The sequence below is a fragment of the Variovorax stachyos genome, from assembly GCF_051400855.1.
GTDB lineage: Bacteria > Pseudomonadota > Gammaproteobacteria > Burkholderiales > Burkholderiaceae_C > Variovorax.
In genome coordinates, this window is the sequence record NZ_JBLFFN010000005.1 from 291,337 (window position 1) to 310,742 (window position 19,406).

Here is a 19,406-nt window from a genome sequence, read left to right on the forward strand (position 1 = left end):
AAAGAAAAAGGCCCGGACCGGGCCTTTTTCTCGCTTCGCTACCAGAGCTTCCACCACGGGTCGTCCTTGCCGCGGAAGCCGCGCGACAGGTACTCGCTCTGGGGATAGTTGGTGGTCAGCACGCGTTTTGCGTCGTCGCGCAGGTCCGCCATGCCGAGCGCGTCGTACGACTGGACCATGATGTAGAGCGCCTCCTCGAGCGCCGGCACTTCGCGGTAGTCCGCCAGCGCCAGCTGCGCGCGGTTGATTGCCGCCAGGTAGGCACCGCGGTTGAAGTAGTAGCGCGCCACGTGCACCTCGTACTGGGCCAGCGAGTTGACGATGTAGTTCATGCGCTGGCGCGCATCGGGCGTGTAGCGCGACGCCGGGAAGCGGGTAACCAGTTCCTTGAAGGCCTCGAAGGATTCCTTGGCCGCCTTCTGGTCGCGCTCCGACAGGTCCTGGCGCGTCAGCCAGCCGAACATGCCGAGGTCGTCGTTGAAGTTGACCACGCCCTTGAGATAGATGGCGTAGTCCATCGCCGGACTGGCCGGATGCAGCTTCATGAAGCGGTCGATGGTCGCGATGGCGGCGGGCTTGTCGCCGGACTTGTACTGGGCAAAGGCCTTGTCCAGTTGCGCCTGCTGGGCGAGGGGCGTGCCGGCTGCCCGACCTTCGAGCTTCTCGAACAGGGGCACGGCCTTGTCGTAGGCGCCGGAGTCCGCTTCTTCCTTGGCTTCGGAGTAGATGCGGTTGGGACTCCAGTTGGCAGTCTTGTCGGCCGAGGTCGACGAGCAGCCGGCCACCAGCCATGCGGCCGAGCACAAGGCCAGCCAGGCGGGGACAACCGATAATTTGGCGCGACTCATCACATCAGGCTTTCGTGAAAACAGTGCCTTCAATTATATCGGCCACCCCTCTGGGCGAGCCTCCGGACGGGGTCGAGCACGACGAAGGCGCCGAGCCGACCGAGCCCAGCGAGATCCGCAGCTTCCTCATCCACGAGGCGCAGCACGGGCAGCGCCTCGACCGCGCACTGGCGGCCCTGGTGCCCGAGTTCTCTCGCAGCTACCTGCAGCAGCTGATCGAGGCCGGTGCGGTCACGATCCAGCATCGTGTCGCGACCAAGGCCGCCGCCACGGTCCATGCCGGCGAGATCGGCAGCATCGAATTGCGGCCCACGCCTCAAAGCCAGGCCTTCAAGCCGGAGCGCATGCCGATCACGGTGGTCCACGAGGACGAGCACCTGCGCATCATCGACAAGCCGGCCGGCCTCGTGGTCCATCCCGCGCCGGGCCATTGGAGCGGCACGCTGCTCAACGGGTTGCTGGCGCAGGACCCGCGGGCGTCGCTGCTGCCGCGCGCGGGGATCGTCCACCGGCTGGACCGCGACACCAGCGGCCTGATGGTCGTCGCCCGCAGTCGCCCGGCGATGGATGCGCTGGTGGCGCTGATCGCGGCGCGCGAAGTCAAGCGCCAGTACCTCGCGCTCGCGCACCGCAGCTGGCAGGGCGCGGCCGCGCGCCATGTGGATACGGCGATCGGGCGCGACCCGCGCAACCGGCTGCGCATGGCCGTGGTCGACCTCGAACGCCACTCCGGGAAGCCCGCACGCACGCTGATCGAGGCGTTGGACAGCAACGATCAAGGCTGCACCGTGCGCTGCACGCTGGAGACGGGGCGCACGCACCAGATCCGCGTGCACATGGCCTCCATCGGCCATCCGCTGGTGGGCGACACGCTCTATGGCGGCGCCGCCGCGGCGGGGCTGGCGCGGCAGGCGCTGCATGCCTTCAGGCTCGCTTTCGCGCATCCGGTCACCGGCGCGCCGATGGAGTTCCTGTCCGCGCCGCCTCTCGACCTGGTGCAGGCTATGCAGGCGTGGGGGCTGGATTACAATCGCGCCTGACGGCCCGAGGGCCGCGCCGGCCCTCCGATGCCGGCTTCGCTGTCAATCGCCCGAGTGCCGGCAGCGCTTCTTCCATCCTTCTGAAAAACAAGCGTCTCCAAGGCGCCTTTTCCCGGATACCGCGAACCATGAATACGGCGGATGCCAAGCGCATTCTCGAAACCGCCTTGATCTGTTCGACCCAGCCCTTGCCGGTGCGCGAACTGCGCGTGCTGTTCGATGACGAGCTGGGCGCCGACACGATCAAGTCGCTGTTGCACGAGTTGCAGGAAGACTGGTCGCAGCGCGGCCTGGAGCTCGTGAGCGTGGCCAGCGGCTGGCGCTTCCAGAGCCGTCCCGAGCTGCGCGACCACCTCGATCGCCTGCATCCCGAGAAGCCGCCGCGCTACACGCGCGCCGCGCTCGAGACGCTGGCCATCATTGCCTACCGCCAGCCGGTCACGCGCGGCGACATGGAAGACATCCGCGGCGTCACCATCAACTCGCTCATCCTCAAGCAGCTCGAAGACCGCAACTGGGTCGAGGTCATCGGCCATCGCGAGACGGTGGGCCGCCCGGCGCTCTACGCGACCACGCGCCAGTTCCTCGACGACCTCGGCCTGGAATCGCTCGACCAGCTCCCGGTGATCGAGACCCCGGCCCAGCAGGCTGCGCTGGCCGACGCCCTGGCCCAGGCTGCCGACCGGCAAGCGGGACTGCCGATCGACGAGCCCGCAGCCGACATCGCCGTCGGCATGGAAAGCGAGGCCGGTTCCGAGCGGGTGCAGACCGAGCTTGCCGCGGTGCATGTCGAAGGTGCGCACGACCAGGCACTGTTGCCCGAGGCCCCGGCGGCGGCAGGAGCAGAGTCCGGGGCCCGGGAAGAATCCATCCTCCAACCAGAGGGCGATACGGGGCCGGCGGCAGAGTCCGAAGTGCAGCCGGAGCACGAGTCCGAAGCAGCTCCCCCATCCGCGCTGGACGTTCCCCTGCAGGCCGCTCCCGCTGGTCCCGAGCTCGAGTCCGAGCCCCAGTCCTCTTCCGGCCCCGGCTCCGACGCCGACGTCGATGCCGATGAGGAAGACATCCCCGCCGTTCGTTCCGGAACCCGACCATGAGCCCATCCGATCCTGAAGACGCAGCGATGCTGCCGCCCGGACCCGTGTCCGAGGAAGAAGTCGCGGCGTCTCCCGCGCAGCCGTCAGAAGACGGCGCCGAAGCCGCGGGCGAGGGTCCCGCAGAGGCGCCACGCAAACGCCGGCCGCGCCGTCGCAAGCCGGCTGAGCAGCCCGCAGAAGCCGAGGGTGCCGAGACGCCGGTCGTGCTTGTCGCGCCGGAAGCGCCGGAAGCGCCACCGGTCGAGGCACCTCCTGTGGAAGCCCACGCGCCAGTCGTGGAAGAGGCGCGGGATGAGGACGAAGGAGAGGAAGACGAGGACGAAGAGCCCGACGAAGAAGAAGACGACCTCGACCGCGCCCGCCGCGCCGCCGAGCGCGAGCAGCGCAACGCGCCGCCGCCCGAGCCGATCCGCTTCGTCGATGTCGTGTCGGGCCAGTTCGACGCCGACGAGGACAGCCCGGAGGTGCCGCCGCTCAAGCGTGTGCTGCTGCCAGAGGCCGATTCGCCGAAGCTGCACAAGGTACTGGCGCAGGCTGGCCTTGGCTCGCGGCTCGAGATGGAACAGCTCATCCTGCAGGGGCGCATCTCGGTCAACAACGAGCCGGCCCACATCGGCCAGCGCATTCAGTTCGGCGACCAGGTCAAGCTCAACGGCAAGCCGATCCGCTACCGCATCGCGCCGCCGCCGGCGCGCGTGATCGCCTACCACAAGCCCGTCGGCGAGGTCGTCACGCACGACGATCCGCAGAACCGCCCCACCGTGTTCCGCAAGCTGCCGCGCCTGCCGCAAGGCAAATGGCAGTCGGTCGGCCGCCTCGATCTCAACACCGAGGGCTTGCTGCTCTTCACCAGCTCCGGCGAGCTGGCCAATCAGCTGATGCATCCGCGCTTCGGCCTGGAGCGCGAGTACGCGGTCCGCGTGCTGGGCGCGCTGAGCAACGACGAGAAGCAGCGCCTGCTTGAAGGCGTGCGCCTCGACGACGGCATGGCGCATTTCGGCACCATCGAGGACGGCGGTGGCGAAGGCTCGAACTGCTGGTACCGCGTCACCATCTCCGAGGGCCGCAACCGCGAGGTGCGCCGCCTTTTCGAATCGGTCGGCCACGCGGTCAGCCGCTTGATCCGCATCCGCTACGGCGCCATGGTGTTGCCGCGCGGACTGAAGCGCGGCGCCTGGATGGAGCTGGACGAGCGCGACATCCGGGCGCTGTTCCAGGCGGTGGGCGCAGAGCGCCCCGCACGAGGCGCGCCCGGCCCGAAGGGCGGCGGCCAGGACGGCGGTGGCCGCAACAATCGCAATCGCAAGCGCCGGGGCAACCGAAACGGCGGCGGCGGTGCACAGGCCGAGAGCCGCGAGCCGCCGATCCCGAATCCCCTGACCAGCGGGCCGGGCGCCCGCGGCCGCGGCGGCAACGGCGGCGCGCCGCAAGGGCAGGGACAAGGGCAGCCGCGCCGCAACCGGCAGGGCGGCAAGCGCGACGACCGCGCGCCCGGCGGTGGCGGCGGCAACAGCCAGCCCGATCCGATGAAGACCTCGCTGGGCTACATCGGCGCCGACAGCTTCTCGCGCCAGCGCAAGGAGCAGCGCTCGGGTCCGCGCCGCGGCGGCGGGGGAGGGCCCTCGGGCGGCAATTTCGGCGGGCAGGGCGGCCAGGGCGGCGGCCGCCGCCGCGGCCGCTGAATCGCGCGATCGGCCAGGGTTCATTCACCCGCCCGTCACGGGCGGTGATGGCCGCGCCGGTTAAAATCAGAGGCTTTGTCAAGGGAGCGCAGCCTGTCGCTGCGGCTTGACGGAACTCATCGAAATCCAAGCACTCAAGAAAGCACTTCAATGGCCATCGAACGCACCCTCTCCATCATCAAGCCCGACGCCGTGGCAAAGAACGTCATCGGCAAGATCGTCTCCCGCTTCGAGGCCGCCGGCCTGAAGATCGTGGCCGCCAAGCTGGTGCAGCTGTCGCAGGCCGAAGCCGAGCAGTTCTACGCCGTGCACAAGGAGCGCCCCTTCTTCAAGGATCTGGTCAGCTTCATGATCTCCGGTCCGGTGTTCGTGCAGGCACTCGAGGGCGAGGACGCCATCAGCAAGAACCGCGATCTGATGGGCGCCACCGACCCCAAGAAGGCAGCCCCGGGCACCATCCGCGCCGACTTCGCGGACAGCATCGATGCCAATGCCGTGCACGGCTCCGACGCCGCCGAAACCGCGAAGGTCGAGATCGCCTTCTTCTTCCCCGAGCTCAAGGCCCGCTGAGGCGAAGCGCCTTCTCCCGCAATGACCACGGCCAACCTGCTCGACTTCGATCTCGAGGGGCTGGCCGCGTTCTGCGAAAGGCTCGGGGAGAAGCGCTTCCGCGCCACCCAGCTGTTCCGCTGGATCCATCAGCGCGGCGCGAGCGATTTCGCGCAGATGACCGACCTCGCCAAGTCGCTGCGCGAGAAGCTCGCGGGCAGCGCGCACGTCGAGCCACTGCCGGTCATCACCCAGCAGGAATCTGCCGACGGCACCATCAAGTGGCTGTTCGATGTCGGCGACGGCAACGCAGTCGAAGCCGTGTTCATCCCCGAGGACGATCGCGGCACGCTGTGCGTGTCATCCCAGGCCGGCTGCGCGGTGGGATGCCGCTTCTGCTCTACCGGGCACCAGGGCTTCAGCCGCAATCTGAGCACCGGCGAAATCGTGGCCCAGCTGTGGTTTGCCGAGCACTTCCTGCGCAAGCACCTGAAACGTGACGAGCGCGTGATCTCCAACGTCGTGATGATGGGCATGGGCGAGCCGCTGCAGAACTACGCAGCCCTGGTGCCCGCCCTGCGCACCATGCTCGACGACAACGCGTACGGCCTGTCGCGCCGTCGGGTCACGGTGTCGACTTCCGGGGTGGTGCCCATGATCGATAGGCTCGGTGCCGATTGCCCGGTGGCACTGGCGGTGTCGCTGCATGCGCCCAACGATGCGCTGCGCGACGACCTGGTGCCGCTCAACCGCAAATACCCGCTGGTCGAGTTGCTCGACGCGTGCCAGCGCTACCTGGCGCACGCGCCGCGCGACTTCATCACCTTCGAGTACTGCATGCTCGACGGCGTGAACGACCAGCCCGAGCATGCGCGCCAGCTCGTCGATCTGGTGCGCTCGCAGGGCATCTCCTGCAAGTTCAACCTGATCCCTTTCAACCCCTTTCCGGCCTCGGGCCTGCTGCGCTCGCCGCAGCCGCGCGTGCTCGCCTTCGCCCGGCTCCTGAGCGAAGCAGGCATCGTGACCACGGTGCGCAAGACCCGTGGCGACGACATCGACGCAGCCTGCGGCCAGCTGGCCGGCGACGTGAAGGACCGGACCAACGCCGCCCAGCGCATGGCGCAGCGGCGCACCGTGGTGCTGCACCCGGCGCGCAAGAAGCCCGCCACGTCCACCGCCCAGGAGCAATGAAGCAATGATCAAGGCCCCTTCGACCGCGTGGCAGCGGATGATGCAAGCGCTCTTCGGCGTCGCGGCGGCATTCCTGCTCGCCGGCTGCGCCACCAAGGATGCCGGCGTGCCCAGCACGGCCGGCAACGCGGGCGGCATCGTCACCGACTCGGACGAGGGCAATGCCCGCAAGCGCGCCCGTCTGCGCCTCGAGCTGGCCATCGGCTACTTCGAGCAGGGGCAGGCCACGGTGGCGCTGGACGAGATCAAGCAGGCACTCGCCGCCGATCCCAACTTCGCCGACGCCTACAACCTGCGCGGCCTGGTCTACATGCGCCTGGACGACGCCGGCCTGGCCGAGGACAGCTTTCGCCGCGCCATCGCACTGAACCCGCGCGAGCCCAACACGCTGCACAACTACGGCTGGCTGCTGTGCCAGCAGAACCGCTTCGCCGACGCGCAGCAGCAGTTCGCGGCGGCCCTGGCCATCTCCACCTACGGCGACCGCGCCAAGACGCTGATGACGCAGGGCGTGTGCCAATTGCGCGCCGGCCAGCGCCCCGAGGCCGAGCGCAGCCTGATGCAGGCCTACGAGCTCGATGCCGGCAACCCGGTGATCGGCTACAACCTGGCTTCGCTGCTGGCGCAGCGCGAGGACTGGTCGCGCGCGCAGTTCTACATCCGCCGCATCAACAACGGCCCCGCGGCCAATGCCGAGACGCTGTGGCTGGGCATCAAGGTCGAACGCCGGCTCAACAACCGCGACGCGGTCACCCAGCTTGCCGGACAGCTGCAGCGGCGCTTCCCCCAATCGCGCGAGGCCGTGGCCTATGAGCGCGGAAACTTCAATGATTGAGAAGGCGAGCGAATTCGGGGCCTCGGCTGCGGTACCCCTGATGACAGGCGACAACACGCACATGTCGGCTGGCGACATGTTGCGGCAGGCGCGCGAGGCGCACGGCCTGCACCTCGACATGGTGGCCGCTGCGCTCAAGGTGACGCCGCAGAAGCTGGCCGCACTGGAGTCCGACGACATCGAAGCCTTGCCCGATCCCGTGTTCGCGCGTGCGCTCGCCGCCAGCGTCTGCCGCGCCCTGCGCATCGACCCCGCGCCGGTGCTGGCCAAGCTGCCGGGCGCGCAGCCCGCGGGGCTGGCACAAGCCGATCGCACCATGAGCAAGCCCCTGCCATCGCAGGTGCGCGCCAGCAGCAGCTCCAACGGCCTGCCCTCGCGCCGGCTGCTGACGGTCGTCGGGTTGCTGCTCGTCGGCGCGGCGGTGCTGTTCTGGCTGCCGCAATCGATTTTCGACCGGGTCGGCGAGGCGATCTCGCAGATCAGCAGGCGGGCCGACAGTAGCGAGCCATCGGCGCCTTCGGCACAAGCGCCTGCAGGGCCGCAGGCCGGCGGCACCGTCGTCGAGTCGGTCCAGCCCGCACCGCTGGCCGTTGCCTCGGCCCCAGGCGGGGCGCCCGCTACGGCGGCAGCCCCGGCGGTCCAGGCACCGGCGCCGCCGCCGGCCAATGCGGCGGATCTGATCGTCTTCATCGCGCGCGAGGACTCCTGGGTGACGGTGAACGAAGCCGGCGGCAAGTCCTTGCTGCGGCGCACGGTGCAGGCCGGCGAAACCGTCGGACTCAACGGTACCTTGCCCCTGTCGGTGGTCGTTGGCCGTGCCTCGGCCGTGGACGTGCAGGTGCGCGGCAAGGCCTTCGACCTGAAGCCGCTGACGCGCGGCGGCGGGGTGGCCCGTTTCGAGGTGAAACCATGATGAACGACGACACGGTGCGTCCCCAAAGTTGCCTGCCCATCGAGTCGGCCGCGCCGCGCGCGCGCCGCTCGCGCCAGGCCAGGGTGGTCTGGGGCCCGCGCACCGTCACCGTGGGTGGCGACGCGCCGGTGCGGGTGCAGTCGATGACCAACACCGACACCGTGGATGCGATCGGCACTGCGATCCAGGTCAAGGACCTGGCGCAGGCCGGCTCGGAGATGGTGCGCATCACGGTTAACACGCCCGAGGCCGCTGCGCAGGTGCCCTACATTCGCGAGCAGCTCGACCGCATGGGCGTCGATGTCCCGCTGATCGGCGACTTTCACTACAACGGCCATCGCCTGCTGACCGACTTCCCCGCCTGCGCGGAGGCACTCAGCAAGTACCGCATCAACCCCGGCAACGTGGGCAAGGGCGACAAGCGCGACCGCCAGTTCGGCCAGATGATCGATGCCGCGATGCGCTGGACCAAGCCGGTGCGCATCGGCGTCAACTGGGGCAGCCTCGACCAGGAGCTGCTGGCCAGCCTGATGGACATCAACAGCCGCCGCGCCGAACCCTGGGACGCCAAGCAGGTGATGTACGAGGCGCTGGTCAGCTCGGCCATCGGCTCGGCGCAGCTCGCCGAATCGATGGGGATGGACGGCAGCCAGATCATCCTCAGCTGCAAGGTGAGCGGCGTGCAGGACCTGATCTCGGTCTATCGGGAACTGGCCAAGCGCTGCGACTATGCGCTGCACCTGGGCCTGACCGAGGCCGGCATGGGCACCAAGGGCACGGTGGCCTCGGCGACCGCCTTGTCGATCCTGCTGCAGGAAGGCATCGGCGACACGATCCGCGTCTCCCTTACGCCCCAGCCGGGCGAAGCGCGCACGCAGGAGGTGGTGATCGCCAACGAGATCCTGCAGGCCCTGGGCCTGCGCGTGTTCGTGCCCAGTGTCACCGCCTGCCCCGGCTGCGGACGCACCACCAGCACCACCTTCCAGGTGCTGGCCAAGGAGATCGACGATTACCTGCGCATGCAGATGCCGGTTTGGCGTACCAAGTATCCGGGGGTCGAGACGATGAAGGTGGCCGTGATGGGCTGCATCGTCAACGGCCCCGGCGAGAGCAAGCATGCCGACATCGGCATCAGCCTGCCCGGCACCGGCGAGGCGCCGGCCGCGCCGGTCTTCATCGATGGCGAGAAGGCGCTCACCCTGCGCGGCGACAACATCGCTGCCGAGTTCCATCAACTGGTCGAAAACTACGTCGAGAAACGCTTCGGCGGCGCGCCTGCTGCGCAACCCGCCTGAGTGTCCAAATCCATGGCTGACAAACTGAATGCCGTCAAAGGCATGAACGACACCTTGCCGCCGGAATCGGCGCGCTGGGAATGGCTCGAGGGCGTGGTGCGCGAACTGATGTCGCGCTTCGCCTACCGCAATATCCGCACGCCGATCCTGGAGCACACGGCGCTGTTCGTGCGCGGGATCGGCGAGGTGACGGACATCGTCGAGAAGGAGATGTATTCCTTCCACGACCGCTCGGACAAGTACGGCGACAACGACCACCTGACACTGCGTCCGGAGAACACCGCCGGCATCGTGCGCGCCGCCATCGAGCACAACATGCTGTACGACGGCGGCAAGCGCCTGTGGGCCATGGGCCCGATGTTCCGGCGCGAGAAGCCGCAGCGCGGCCGCTTCCGACAGTTCCACCAGATCGATGTCGAGGCGCTGGGCTTCGCCGGGCCGGACGTCGACGCCGAGCTGATCCTGCTGGCCAACGCGCTTTGGAAGGCCATCGGCCTCGCCGATGTGCGGCTGGAGATCAACAGCCTCGGCCAGCCGGCCGAACGCGCGCAGCACCGCGCGCAATTGATCGCGCACTTCGAGGCGCACGCCGACCAGCTCGACGAGGACGCTAGGCGCCGCCTGCACAGCAATCCGCTGCGCATCCTCGACACCAAGAATCCGGCGATGAAGGCGCTGGTGGAAGCGGCCCCCAAGCTGATCGACTTCCTGGGGGCAGAGTCGCTGGCGCACTTCGACGGCCTGAAGGCCATCCTCGACGCCAACGAGATCGCCTACACCGTCAACCCGCGCCTGGTGCGCGGACTCGACTACTACAACCTGAGCGTCTTCGAGTTCGTGACCGACCGGCTCGGCTCCCAGGGCACGGTGTGCGCCGGCGGGCGCTACGACGGCTTGTTCGAGCAGCTCGGCGGCAAGCCCGCGCCGGCCGTCGGCTGGGCCATCGGCGTGGAGCGCGTGCTCGAGCTGGTGAAGGAGCAGGGCACCGCGATCCCCACGCCCGCGCCCGACGCCTATGCGGTGGTGCCGGACGCGGCCGCAATGCCGGTCGCGCTGCGCACGCTGCAGCAGCTGCGCGAGGCCGGCGTGCGGGTGCAGATGCACGCCGCCACCGCGGACAGCCTGGGCAGCTTCAAGTCGCAGTTCAAGAAGGCCGACAGCAGCGGTGCGGCCTACGCACTGGTCTTCGGCGCCGACGAACTGGCGCGCGGCGAGCTCACCGTGAAGGCGCTGCGCGACGGCACCGGAGCCCAGACCGCGCGCCCGCTGGCCGATCCGGCCGCCTGGGCCGCCACCCTACAATCCCCGGCTCCCAAGAACTGACAGCACATGGCCACCCATCTCGATCTCGAAGAACAGGAACAGCTCGATCAGCTCAAGCATTTCTGGAACACCTACGGCACGCTGATCACCTGGGTCGTGGTGCTGGCGGCCGGCGCCTTCCTGGCCTGGACCGGCTGGCAATACTGGCAGCGCGAGCAGACCGCACGCGCCTCGGCGCTCTACGACGAGCTCGAGCGCGGCGCGCAGGCCGGCGATACGGCCCGCGTCGAGCGCGCGCTGGCCGACATGAAGAGCAAGTTCGCCCGCACGGCCTATGCCCAGCAGGGCGGCCTGCTGGCCGCCCGCGTGCTGTACGAGAAGGGCAATGCCGACGCCTCGCGCACCGCGCTGGCCTGGGTGGCGGAGCACGGCACCGACCCCGGCTACCAGGCGGTGGCCCGGCTGCGCCTGGCCGGCGTGCTGGTCGAGGCCAAGTCCTACGATGAGGCGCTCAAGCAGCTCTCGGTCGGCATGCCCAAGGAATTCGAGGCCCTCGCGGCCGACCGCAAGGGCGACGTCTACATGAGCCAGGGCAAGCGCGAAGAGGCCAAGGCGGAATACCGCAAGGCCTGGGCCGCCTTCGATCCTGGCAACGAGTACCGCCGATTGGTCGAGATCAAGCTCAACGCGGTCGGTGTCGACCCCAAGAGCCTGGCTCCGGCCGGCACCGCATCTCCCGCCAAGAACACACCATGAATTTCAGCCAGCGTTCGATGCTCTCCGCCTCCCTCCTGCGCGCCGGCGCTGCCGCGCTTGTCGTCGCCGCGCTCGCGGCCTGCTCGGGCACGCCCAAGCCCAAGCCGGCGGAGCTGCCGCCCAACCCGGCGGTGCTGGGGGTGCGGCAGGCCTGGAGCATTCGCATCCCGAAGGTGGAGTTCCCGCTTGCGACCGACGTGAGCGGCGACATGGTGACGGTGGCTTCCAGCGACGGAACTGTCGTCATGATCGATGCCCGCTCGGGCCAGGAGTCCTGGCGCGCCGGCGTGGGGGCCCCGTTGGCCGCCGGCGTCGGCAGCGACGGCTCGCTGGCGGCAGTGATCACCACCGGCAACGAACTCGTCGCCCTTCAGGGCGGGAAGGTGCTGTGGCGGCAGCGGCTCCCGGCCCAGTCGTACACCGCGCCGCTGGTGGCCGGCCGCCGCGTCTTCGTGCAGAGCGCGGATCGCACCACCACCGCGTGGGACGGCCAGAGCGGCCGCCGGCTGTGGTCGCAGCAGCGCACTGCCGAGAATCTGGTGCTGAAGCGGCCAGGCGTGCTGATCGCCGTCGATGACACCCTGGTGGCCGGCGTGGGCGGCCGGCTGGTCGGCATCAATCCGGCCAACGGCACCTCGCGATGGGAAGCGCCGATTGCCGCCCCGCGCGGCACCAACGACGTCGAGCGCCTCGTCGACCTGACCGGCAGCGTGAGCCGCGTCGGCGACTCCGTCTGCGCGCGCGCCTACTACGCCAGCGTCGGCTGCGTCGACACCTTGCGCGGCACCGTGCTGTGGAGCAAGCCGGCCAGCGGGGCTGACGGCGTTTCCGGCGACGACCGCTTCATCTACGGCACCGAGGACAACGGCAATGTGGTGGCCTGGCGCCGCAACGATGGCGAGCGGGCGTGGCAGACCGAGCATTTCAAGTACCGCACGCTGACCGCGCCGCTCGCGGTCGGGCGCTCGCTGATCATCGGCGACGCCGCGGGCCTAGTGCATGTGATCTCGCGCGAGGACGGCGCGCTGCTCAACCGCCTCACGCCCGATGGCTCCCCCATCGCCGCGGCGCCGGTGCTCTCGGGCAATACGGTCGTGGTCGTGACCCGCAACGGCGGCATCTTCGGCTACCGGCCTGAGTAGAACGTAAGAACGTAGGACCGCGAGCGCTCGACCATGAAACCCGTCATCGCACTGGTTGGGCGCCCCAACGTCGGCAAATCGACGCTGTTCAACCGCCTGACCCAGACGCGCGACGCCATCGTCGCCGACTTCGCCGGTCTCACGCGCGACCGCCATTACGGTAACGGCCGCCAGGGCCGCTACGAGTTCATCGTCATCGACACGGGCGGCTTCGAGCCCGACGCAGGCGCCGGCATCTTCAAGGAGATGGCCAAGCAGACGCGCCAGGCGGTGGCCGAGGCCGACGTGGTGATCTTCGTGGTCGATGCTCGCGAGGGGCTCTCGGCGCAGGACCACGACATCGCCAACGAGCTGCGCCGCCTCGGCAAGCCCTGCGTGCTGGCGGCCAACAAGGCCGAGGGCATGAAGGACAACGCGCGGCTCGCCGAGTTCTACGAGTTGGGCTTCGGCGAGGTGCACGGCGTCTCGGCCGCGCACGGGCAGGGTATCCGCGGCCTGGTCGAGCTCGCGCTCGACCCGCTGGCGCTGCCCGAGCCGGGACACGAGGACGAGGAAGAAGACGTCAACAAACCTATCAAGCTGGCCGTCGCGGGCCGGCCCAACGCCGGCAAGTCCACCCTGATCAACACGTGGCTCGGCGAGGAGCGGCTGGTCGCCTTCGACCTGCCCGGCACCACGCGCGACGCGATCTCGGTGCCCTTCGAGCGCAACGGACAGCGCTTCGAGCTCATCGACACCGCGGGCCTCAGGCGCAAGGGCAAGGTGTTCGAGGCGATCGAGAAGTTCTCGGTGGTCAAGACCCTGCAGGCCATCGAGTCCGCCAACGTGGTGCTGCTCCTGATCGACGCCACCCAGGGCGTCACCGACCAGGACGCCCACATCGCCGGGTACATCCTGGAGAGCGGCCGCGCAGTGGTGATCGCAATCAACAAGTGGGACGCCGTCGACAGCTACCAGCGCGAGCAGATCCAGCGCCAGATCGAGACCCGGTTGGCCTTCCTGAAGTTCGCCTCCCTGCACTTCATCTCGGCCACGCGGCGCCAGGGGCTGGGCCCGCTCTGGCAGGCTATTGCGCAGGCGCACAAGTCTGCCACCCGCAAGATGTCGACACCGGTGCTCACGCGCCTGCTGCTGGAAGCCGTGCAGTTCCAGACACCCAAGAAGTCCGGCATGTTCCGGCCCAAGCTGCGCTATGCGCACCAGGGGGGCATGAACCCGCCGGTGATCGTCATCCATGGCAATTCGCTGGAGCACGTCACCGAGGCCTACCGGCGCTTTCTCGAGGGACGCTTCCGCAAGGAGTTCGATCTGGTCGGCACGCCGCTGCGCATCGAGTTCAAGACCTCGCACAATCCCTATGCAGACAAGGAAGGCTGAGTGTCCGCTGTTGGCGTAGCGGGTGCCGCATTGCTGATGCGGCCGGGACGGACGCGAGCAGTGCGGGCGCTCGAAGTTCCGCCTTTCAGTGCCGTTATTTTTAGGGGGCCATTCGGGTTTCGTGCTGCAGTGCGGAAGTGCTGTGTTAAGGTGACCGGTCCAACAACTACTCTTGAACACGGAGAATATCGTGAGCAATAAAGGGCAACTCCTACAAGACCCCTTTCTGAATACCTTGCGTCGAGAGCACGTGCCGGTTTCGATCTATTTGGTCAACGGCATCAAGCTGCAAGGGCAGATCGAGTCTTTCGATCAGTACGTCGTGTTGCTTCGCAATACGGTGACCCAGATGGTCTACAAGCATGCCATCTCTACCATCGTGCCGGGTCGCGCAGTCAATTTCTCGGCAAACGAGAACGACGACGCTGCTGCCTGAGTGCACGGAGCGCGGCGGCCCGCCCGCCGCGCTTTCTTTTCAATTGATTCCGCTTGTCTGAACTGAATTCCCGGAAAGACGGTGCCGTCGTCCTCGTCGGTGTCGATTTCGGGCTGCCGCATTTCGACGGCGAACTCGAGGAACTCGGACTGCTTGCGCAGACCGCGGGCCTTGCGCCGGTCGTGCGCCTGGTAGCCAAGCGCCGAGCCCCTGACGCGGCCCTGTTCGTCGGCAGCGGCAAGGCCAACGAGATCCGCGAGCTGGCCGAGCTGCACGGCGCCAGCGAGGTGATCTTCGACCAGGCACTGAGCCCGGCGCAGCAGCGCAACCTCGAGCGTCAGCTCGGGGTCGCGGTGTACGACCGCACCTTCCTGATTCTCGAGATCTTCGCGCAACGCGCACGCTCCCACGAGGGCAAGCTGCAGGTCGAGCTGGCGCGGCTGCAATACCTCAGCACGCACCTGGTGAGGCGCTGGTCGCACCTGGAGCGCCAGCGCGGCGGCATCGGCGCGCGCGGCGGCCCGGGCGAGACCCAGATCGAGCTCGACCGCCGCATGATCGGCGACGCCATCCGGCGCACCCGCGAACGGCTCGCCAAGGTACAGCGCCAGCGCGGCACCCAGCGGCGCCAGCGCGAGCGCCGCGACACCTTCAACATTTCGCTGGTCGGCTACACCAATGCCGGCAAGTCTTCGCTGTTCAATGCACTGGTGAAGGCGCGCGCCTACGCGGCCGACCAGCTGTTCGCCACGCTCGACACCACCACGCGGCATCTGTATCTCGGTGACGCACGCCGCAAGGTGTCGATCTCCGACACCGTAGGCTTCATCCGCGAGTTGCCGCACGGGCTGATCGATGCCTTCAAGGCCACTTTGCAGGAGGCGGTCGACGCCGATCTGCTGCTGCACGTCGTGGATGCCTCCAATCCGCACCATCCGGAGCAGATGGCCGAAGTGCAGTCGGTGCTGAAGGAGATCGGCGCCGACACCGTGCCGCAGCTACTGGTCTTCAACAAGCTCGACGCCCTCGACGACACGCAGCGGCCGCTGTCGCTTGCCGACGAGATCGAAGTCGACGGCGTGCAGGTGCCGCGCATCTTCCTGAGCGCTCTTACCGGCGAGGGCGTGGCAGCGCTGCGGGCCGAGCTTGGACGGCGCGCGCCTTCGGTGAGCGAGGCCATGACCCCAGAGCCGGACGCCGAATTGCACGGTCCCCCCGGCGGATTGGCACAATCGCCCCACTGACCAGAGAAGAGATCGAATGAATGCAAAGCCAGTGTGGAGACGATTTCAGGGCATGTTCAACCTGAATGACGGGCGTTGGGGCCGCGGCGACGAGCCGTCCTCGAACGGGGATCGTCCCAATGCCAACCGTCCCGATGACGATTCCGGATCTTCCGGCAACAACAACCGTCCGCGCGGCCAGGGGCCGAACCAGGGTCCACCTGATCTCGACGAGCTCTGGCGCGACTTCAACCGCAAGCTCGGCGGCCTGTTCGGCGGCGGGCGCGGCAACGGCGGCCGCCCGAACGGGGGCAATGGCGGCAATGGCCTCAAGCCCGACATGAAGAATGCCGGCGTCGGCCTCGGCCTGGTGGCGGCTGTCGCCGTGCTGATCTGGCTGGGCACCGGCTTCTTCATCGTCAACGAAGGCCAGCAGGCCGTGATCACGCAGTTCGGCCGCTACAAGACGACCGTGGGCGCGGGCTTCAACTGGCGGCTGCCATATCCGATCCAGCGCCATGAGATCGTGGTCGTGACGCAGATCCGCTCGATCGACGTCGGCCGCGACTCGATCGTGCGCTCGACCGGCTTGCGCGAGTCGGCCATGCTGACCGAGGACGAGAACATCGTCGAGATCAAGTTCGCGGTGCAGTACCGCCTGAGCGACGCGCGAGCCTACCTCTACGAAAGCAAGACGCCGACCGATACCGTGGTGCAGGTTGCCGAGACCGCAGTGCGCGAAGTCGTCGGCAAGATGAAGATGGATGCGGCCCTCGCCGAGGAACGCGACCAGATCGCTCCGCGCGTGCGCGCGCTGATGCAGAACATCCTGGACCGCTACAAGGTCGGCATCGAGGTGGTGGGCATCAACCTGCAGCAGGGCGGACTGCGTCCGCCGGAACAGGTGCAAGCCGCCTTCGACGACGTGCTCAAGGCCGGCCAGGAGCGCGAGCGCGCCAAGAACGAGGCGCAGGCCTATGCCAACGACGTGGTGCCGCGCGCCACGGGTACCGCATCGCGCCTGAAGGAGGAATCGGAGGCCTACAAGGCGCGGATCATCGCGCAGGCGCAGGGCGACGCGCAGCGCTTCAGCTCGGTGCTGACCGAGTACCAGCGGGCGCCGCAGGTCACGCGCGACCGCATGTACACCGACGCCATGCAGCAGATCTACAGCAACACGACCAAGGTGCTGGTCGATTCCAAGCAGGGCTCGAACCTGCTGTACCTGCCGATCGACAAGCTGATCCAGATGTCCGGCCAGCCCGGGGGCGGCGCGCCTGCCGACGGCGCCAGCCCGAACGTGGCCGGCACCGCGCCGCCTCAGTCGTCGGTGATCCCCGTCGTCCCACCCAACGACGCGCGTGCACGCGACGGCCGCTCGCGCGACCGCGACGTGCGCTGAGGAGCAACACAGCATGAACAGACTAGGCTTCATCGTATCGTCGGTCCTCGTGGCGCTGGCGCTCCTGAGCTCCACGCTCTTCGTGGTCGACCAGCGCCAGTTCGGCGTGGTCTATGCGCTCGGACAGATCAAGGAAGTGATTACCGAGCCGGGCTTGAACTTCAAGCTGCCGCCGCCTTTCCAGAACGTGTCGTACATCGACAAGCGCCTGCTCACTCTGTCCAGCCTCGATCCCGAGCCCATGCTCACGGCCGAGAAGCAGCGCGTGGTGGTCGACTGGTATGTGCGCTGGCGCATCACCAACCCCTCGGAATACATCCGCAACGTCGGCCTCGACGAGAACGCCGGCGCGGTGCAGCTCAACCGCGTGGTGCGCAACGCCTTCCAGGAAAACGTCAACAAGCGCACCGTGCGCGAGCTGATCTCGACGCGCCGCGAGGCTCTCATGAACGACGTGCAGCGCGAGATGCTGGCGGTGGTGAAGGGCACGAAGCCCTGGGGCATCGACATCATCGACGTGCGCGTCACGCGCGTCGACTATGTCGAGGCGATCACCGAATCGGTCTACCGCCGCATGGAGGCAGAGCGCAAGCGCGTGGCCAACGAGCTGCGCTCCACCGGCTTCGCCGAGGGCGAGAAGATCCGTGCCGATGCCGACCGGCAACGCGAGGTGATCGTCGCCAATGCCTACCGCGACGCCCAGAAGATCAAGGGCGAGGGCGACGCCCGCGCCGCGTCGGCCTATGCCGACGCCTTCGGCCGCGACCCGCAGTTCGCGCAGTTCTACCGCAGCCTCGATGCCTACAAGCAGAGCTTCAACAAGAAGAGTGACGTGATGGTCCTGGACCCCTCGTCGGACTTCTTCCGCGCGATGCAGAGTTCGGGTGGCCCGGCGGCGGCGGTGCGTCGCTAGGCGCAGTGTTCAGGCGTGAGCGCAGAGACGTTCTGGAGCGCGCTGGCACTCGTGCTGGTGATCGAAGGGCTCCTGCCCTTCGTGTCGCCCGGCGGGTGGCGGCGCGGCTTCGGCCAGCTCATGCAACTGCGCGACGGGCAGCTGCGCTTCTTCGGTCTGTGCAGCATCCTGCTGGGGCTCTTCCTGCTCTGGGTCCTGGCCTGAGTCGCGGTTTCCTGCGGGCGAGTGTGCCCCGGTGGCCCGGTAGAATCCGGTTTTAACCACGCCCCCGCCCCTCATGTCCGCCTGGGTCCTCCCGGATCACATTGCCGATGTGCTGCCCTCCGAGGCGCGTCACATCGAAGAACTTCGACGCCAGCTGCTCGACACTGCCCGTGGCTATGGCTACGAGCTGGTGATGCCGCCTCTCCTCGAGCACCTGGAGTCCCTGCTGTCCGGCACCGGGGAGGCGCTGGATCTGCAGACCTTCAAGCTGGTCGACCAGCTCTCCGGGCGCAGCATGGGGCTGCGCGCCGACACCACGCCTCAGGTCGCGCGCATCGATGCCCACCTGCTCAACCGCCGCGGCGTGGCCCGCCTCTGCTATTGCGGCCCGGTGGTGCACACCCGGCCCGACCGACCCCACGCGACCCGCGAGCCGCTCCAGTTCGGCGCCGAGATCTATGGCCACGCCGGCCTCGAGGCCGACACCGAGGTACTGCGCCTGGCGCTCGACTGCCTGCGCGCGGCCGCGGTCAGCAATCCCGTCATCGTCGACCTGGCCGACGCGCGTATCGTGCGTGCCCTGCTCGCCGGCGTGCCGGTCGATGCGGAAGTCATTGCGCGCGTCCATTCCGCCTTGGCCACGAAGGACGCCAGTGCCCTGCGCGAGCTCACCGCGGGCTTTCCCGCCGCCTCGCGCGAAGGCCTGCTCGCTCTGGTGCATCTTTATGGCGATGCCGCGGTCCTCGACGAAGCAGCCAAGGTCCTGCCCGACACGGCCGGCATGCGCCAGGCGCTCGCCGACCTGAAGCAGCTGGCGCAGCGGCTGGACGGCGCGCGCGTGAGTTTCGACCTGGCCGACCTGCGCGGCTATGCCTACTACAGCGGCATGCGCTTCGGCATCTACACCGAGGGCGCGAGCGACGCGCTGGTACGCGGCGGCCGCTATGACGAGGTGGGGGCGGTGTTCGGCCGCAATCGCCCCGCCGTCGGCTTCAGCCTCGACGTGCGCGAGCTCGTGGGCGTGCTGCCCGTGCGGCCCCTGCGCGCCGCGATCCGCGCGCCCTGGAGCGACGCCCCGGGTCTCGGCAAGACCATCGCCGCGCTGCGCAGCCAGGGCGAGACCGTGGTCTGCGCGCTACCCGGGCACGAGAGCGAGATCGACGAATTCCACTGCGACCGCGAGCTGATCGAGCGGGGCGGGCAGTGGAAAGTCCAAGCCATCTGAATCTGAAAAGCGAAG

General features: G+C 68.3%; 19 protein-coding genes. 18 read left to right on the forward strand and 1 reads right to left on the reverse strand.

Annotated features, from left to right (window positions below; all coding sequences use genetic code 11):
• Positions 1-38 precede the first annotated feature (38 nt).
• Positions 39-848, reverse strand: a complete 810-nt coding sequence (locus tag ACMGEZ_RS11795; protein ID WP_436822451.1) for an outer membrane protein assembly factor BamD — start codon at positions 846-848, stop codon at positions 39-41.
• Between the two features lie 23 nt (positions 849-871).
• Here ACMGEZ_RS11795 and ACMGEZ_RS11800 point away from each other — a divergent pair, with 23 nt between their 5' ends.
• From ACMGEZ_RS11800 to ACMGEZ_RS11885, 18 genes are all read left to right on the forward strand, one after another.
• Positions 872-1,888 (forward strand): RluA family pseudouridine synthase, encoded by a 1,017-nt coding sequence (locus tag ACMGEZ_RS11800; RefSeq protein WP_436822577.1) that lies wholly within the window; start codon positions 872-874, stop codon positions 1,886-1,888.
• Between the two features lie 128 nt (positions 1,889-2,016).
• Complete coding sequence (gene scpB / locus ACMGEZ_RS11805) at positions 2,017-2,985, forward strand: SMC-Scp complex subunit ScpB (protein ID WP_436822452.1); 969 nt, start codon at positions 2,017-2,019, stop codon at positions 2,983-2,985.
• Positions 2,982-4,667, forward strand: a complete 1,686-nt coding sequence (locus ACMGEZ_RS11810; protein WP_436822453.1) for a pseudouridine synthase — start codon at positions 2,982-2,984, stop codon at positions 4,665-4,667. Before scpB ends, ACMGEZ_RS11810 begins: the two co-directional genes overlap by 4 nt.
• 150 nt (positions 4,668-4,817) lie before the next feature.
• Entirely contained in the window at positions 4,818-5,237 is a 420-nt protein-coding gene (gene ndk / locus ACMGEZ_RS11815) for a nucleoside-diphosphate kinase (RefSeq protein ID WP_436822454.1), read from the forward strand.
• Positions 5,238-5,258: 21 nt separating this feature from the next.
• Entirely contained in the window at positions 5,259-6,407 is a 1,149-nt protein-coding gene (gene rlmN, locus ACMGEZ_RS11820; RefSeq protein ID WP_436822455.1) for a dual-specificity RNA methyltransferase RlmN, read from the forward strand.
• Between the two features lie 4 nt (positions 6,408-6,411).
• Positions 6,412-7,242 carry a type IV pilus biogenesis/stability protein PilW gene (gene pilW, locus ACMGEZ_RS11825; RefSeq protein WP_436822456.1) on the forward strand — a complete coding sequence of 277 codons (831 nt, stop codon included), beginning with the start codon at positions 6,412-6,414 and terminating at the stop codon, positions 7,240-7,242.
• The gene (locus ACMGEZ_RS11830) at positions 7,235-8,155 is read left to right on the forward strand and encodes a helix-turn-helix domain-containing protein (protein WP_436822457.1); all 921 of its coding nucleotides are present in this window, start codon (positions 7,235-7,237) and stop codon (positions 8,153-8,155) included. Before pilW ends, ACMGEZ_RS11830 begins: the two co-directional genes overlap by 8 nt.
• Positions 8,155-9,450, forward strand: coding sequence for a flavodoxin-dependent (E)-4-hydroxy-3-methylbut-2-enyl-diphosphate synthase (gene ispG / locus ACMGEZ_RS11835; protein WP_436822578.1), 1,296 nt, complete (start codon positions 8,155-8,157; stop codon positions 9,448-9,450). Before ACMGEZ_RS11830 ends, ispG begins: the two co-directional genes overlap by 1 nt.
• Before the next feature lie 12 nt (positions 9,451-9,462).
• Positions 9,463-10,773, forward strand: a complete 1,311-nt coding sequence (hisS, locus tag ACMGEZ_RS11840) for a histidine--tRNA ligase (protein WP_436822458.1) — start codon at positions 9,463-9,465, stop codon at positions 10,771-10,773.
• A gap of 6 nt (positions 10,774-10,779) precedes the next feature.
• Complete coding sequence (locus ACMGEZ_RS11845) at positions 10,780-11,469, forward strand: YfgM family protein (protein WP_436822459.1); 690 nt, start codon at positions 10,780-10,782, stop codon at positions 11,467-11,469.
• On the forward strand, positions 11,466-12,611 hold the full coding sequence (gene bamB, locus ACMGEZ_RS11850; protein ID WP_436822460.1) for an outer membrane protein assembly factor BamB: 1,146 nt from the start codon (positions 11,466-11,468) through the stop codon (positions 12,609-12,611). The genes ACMGEZ_RS11845 and bamB overlap by 4 nt, the downstream gene beginning before the upstream one ends.
• 33 nt (positions 12,612-12,644) lie before the next feature.
• Positions 12,645-13,988 (forward strand): ribosome biogenesis GTPase Der, encoded by a 1,344-nt coding sequence (gene der / locus ACMGEZ_RS11855; RefSeq protein ID WP_436822461.1) that lies wholly within the window; start codon positions 12,645-12,647, stop codon positions 13,986-13,988.
• A 190-nt stretch (positions 13,989-14,178) separates the two neighbouring features.
• Complete coding sequence (hfq, locus tag ACMGEZ_RS11860; protein WP_056582504.1) at positions 14,179-14,424, forward strand: RNA chaperone Hfq; 246 nt, start codon at positions 14,179-14,181, stop codon at positions 14,422-14,424.
• Positions 14,425-14,477: 53 nt separating this feature from the next.
• Positions 14,478-15,668, forward strand: coding sequence for a GTPase HflX (gene hflX / locus ACMGEZ_RS11865; RefSeq protein ID WP_436822462.1), 1,191 nt, complete (start codon positions 14,478-14,480; stop codon positions 15,666-15,668).
• A 52-nt stretch (positions 15,669-15,720) separates the two neighbouring features.
• Positions 15,721-17,049 (forward strand): FtsH protease activity modulator HflK, encoded by a 1,329-nt coding sequence (hflK, locus tag ACMGEZ_RS11870; protein WP_436822463.1) that lies wholly within the window; start codon positions 15,721-15,723, stop codon positions 17,047-17,049.
• A gap of 13 nt (positions 17,050-17,062) precedes the next feature.
• Positions 17,063-17,962, forward strand: a complete 900-nt coding sequence (hflC, locus tag ACMGEZ_RS11875) for a protease modulator HflC (protein WP_436822464.1) — start codon at positions 17,063-17,065, stop codon at positions 17,960-17,962.
• 15 nt (positions 17,963-17,977) lie between these two features.
• Positions 17,978-18,166 carry a DUF2065 domain-containing protein gene (locus tag ACMGEZ_RS11880; protein ID WP_068685938.1) on the forward strand — a complete coding sequence of 63 codons (189 nt, stop codon included), beginning with the start codon at positions 17,978-17,980 and terminating at the stop codon, positions 18,164-18,166.
• Between the two features lie 73 nt (positions 18,167-18,239).
• Positions 18,240-19,391, forward strand: a complete 1,152-nt coding sequence (locus ACMGEZ_RS11885) for an ATP phosphoribosyltransferase regulatory subunit (protein WP_436822465.1) — start codon at positions 18,240-18,242, stop codon at positions 19,389-19,391.
• Positions 19,392-19,406 lie beyond the last annotated feature (15 nt).

What these genes read in the sequence shown, in the direction of transcription:
- scpB (WP_436822452.1), top strand. Translation starts at nt 2,017, where the DNA reads ATGAATACGGCGGATGCCAAGCGCATTCTCGAAACCGCCTTGATCTGT.
- ACMGEZ_RS11885 (WP_436822465.1), top strand. Translation starts at nt 18,240, where the DNA reads ATGTCCGCCTGGGTCCTCCCGGATCACATTGCCGATGTGCTGCCCTCC.
- ACMGEZ_RS11845 (WP_436822459.1), top strand. Translation starts at nt 10,780, where the DNA reads ATGGCCACCCATCTCGATCTCGAAGAACAGGAACAGCTCGATCAGCTC.
- bamB (WP_436822460.1), top strand. Translation starts at nt 11,466, where the DNA reads ATGAATTTCAGCCAGCGTTCGATGCTCTCCGCCTCCCTCCTGCGCGCC.
- ndk (WP_436822454.1), top strand. Translation starts at nt 4,818, where the DNA reads ATGGCCATCGAACGCACCCTCTCCATCATCAAGCCCGACGCCGTGGCA.
- der (WP_436822461.1), top strand. Translation starts at nt 12,645, where the DNA reads ATGAAACCCGTCATCGCACTGGTTGGGCGCCCCAACGTCGGCAAATCG.
- ACMGEZ_RS11830 (WP_436822457.1), top strand. Translation starts at nt 7,235, where the DNA reads ATGATTGAGAAGGCGAGCGAATTCGGGGCCTCGGCTGCGGTACCCCTG.
- ACMGEZ_RS11810 (WP_436822453.1), top strand. Translation starts at nt 2,982, where the DNA reads ATGAGCCCATCCGATCCTGAAGACGCAGCGATGCTGCCGCCCGGACCC.
- ispG (WP_436822578.1), top strand. Translation starts at nt 8,155, where the DNA reads ATGAACGACGACACGGTGCGTCCCCAAAGTTGCCTGCCCATCGAGTCG.
- pilW (WP_436822456.1), top strand. Translation starts at nt 6,412, where the DNA reads ATGATCAAGGCCCCTTCGACCGCGTGGCAGCGGATGATGCAAGCGCTC.
- hisS (WP_436822458.1), top strand. Translation starts at nt 9,463, where the DNA reads ATGGCTGACAAACTGAATGCCGTCAAAGGCATGAACGACACCTTGCCG.
- hflK (WP_436822463.1), top strand. Translation starts at nt 15,721, where the DNA reads ATGTTCAACCTGAATGACGGGCGTTGGGGCCGCGGCGACGAGCCGTCC.
- ACMGEZ_RS11795 (WP_436822451.1), bottom strand. Translation starts at nt 848, where the DNA reads ATGAGTCGCGCCAAATTATCGGTTGTCCCCGCCTGGCTGGCCTTGTGC.
- rlmN (WP_436822455.1), top strand. Translation starts at nt 5,259, where the DNA reads ATGACCACGGCCAACCTGCTCGACTTCGATCTCGAGGGGCTGGCCGCG.
- hflC (WP_436822464.1), top strand. Translation starts at nt 17,063, where the DNA reads ATGAACAGACTAGGCTTCATCGTATCGTCGGTCCTCGTGGCGCTGGCG.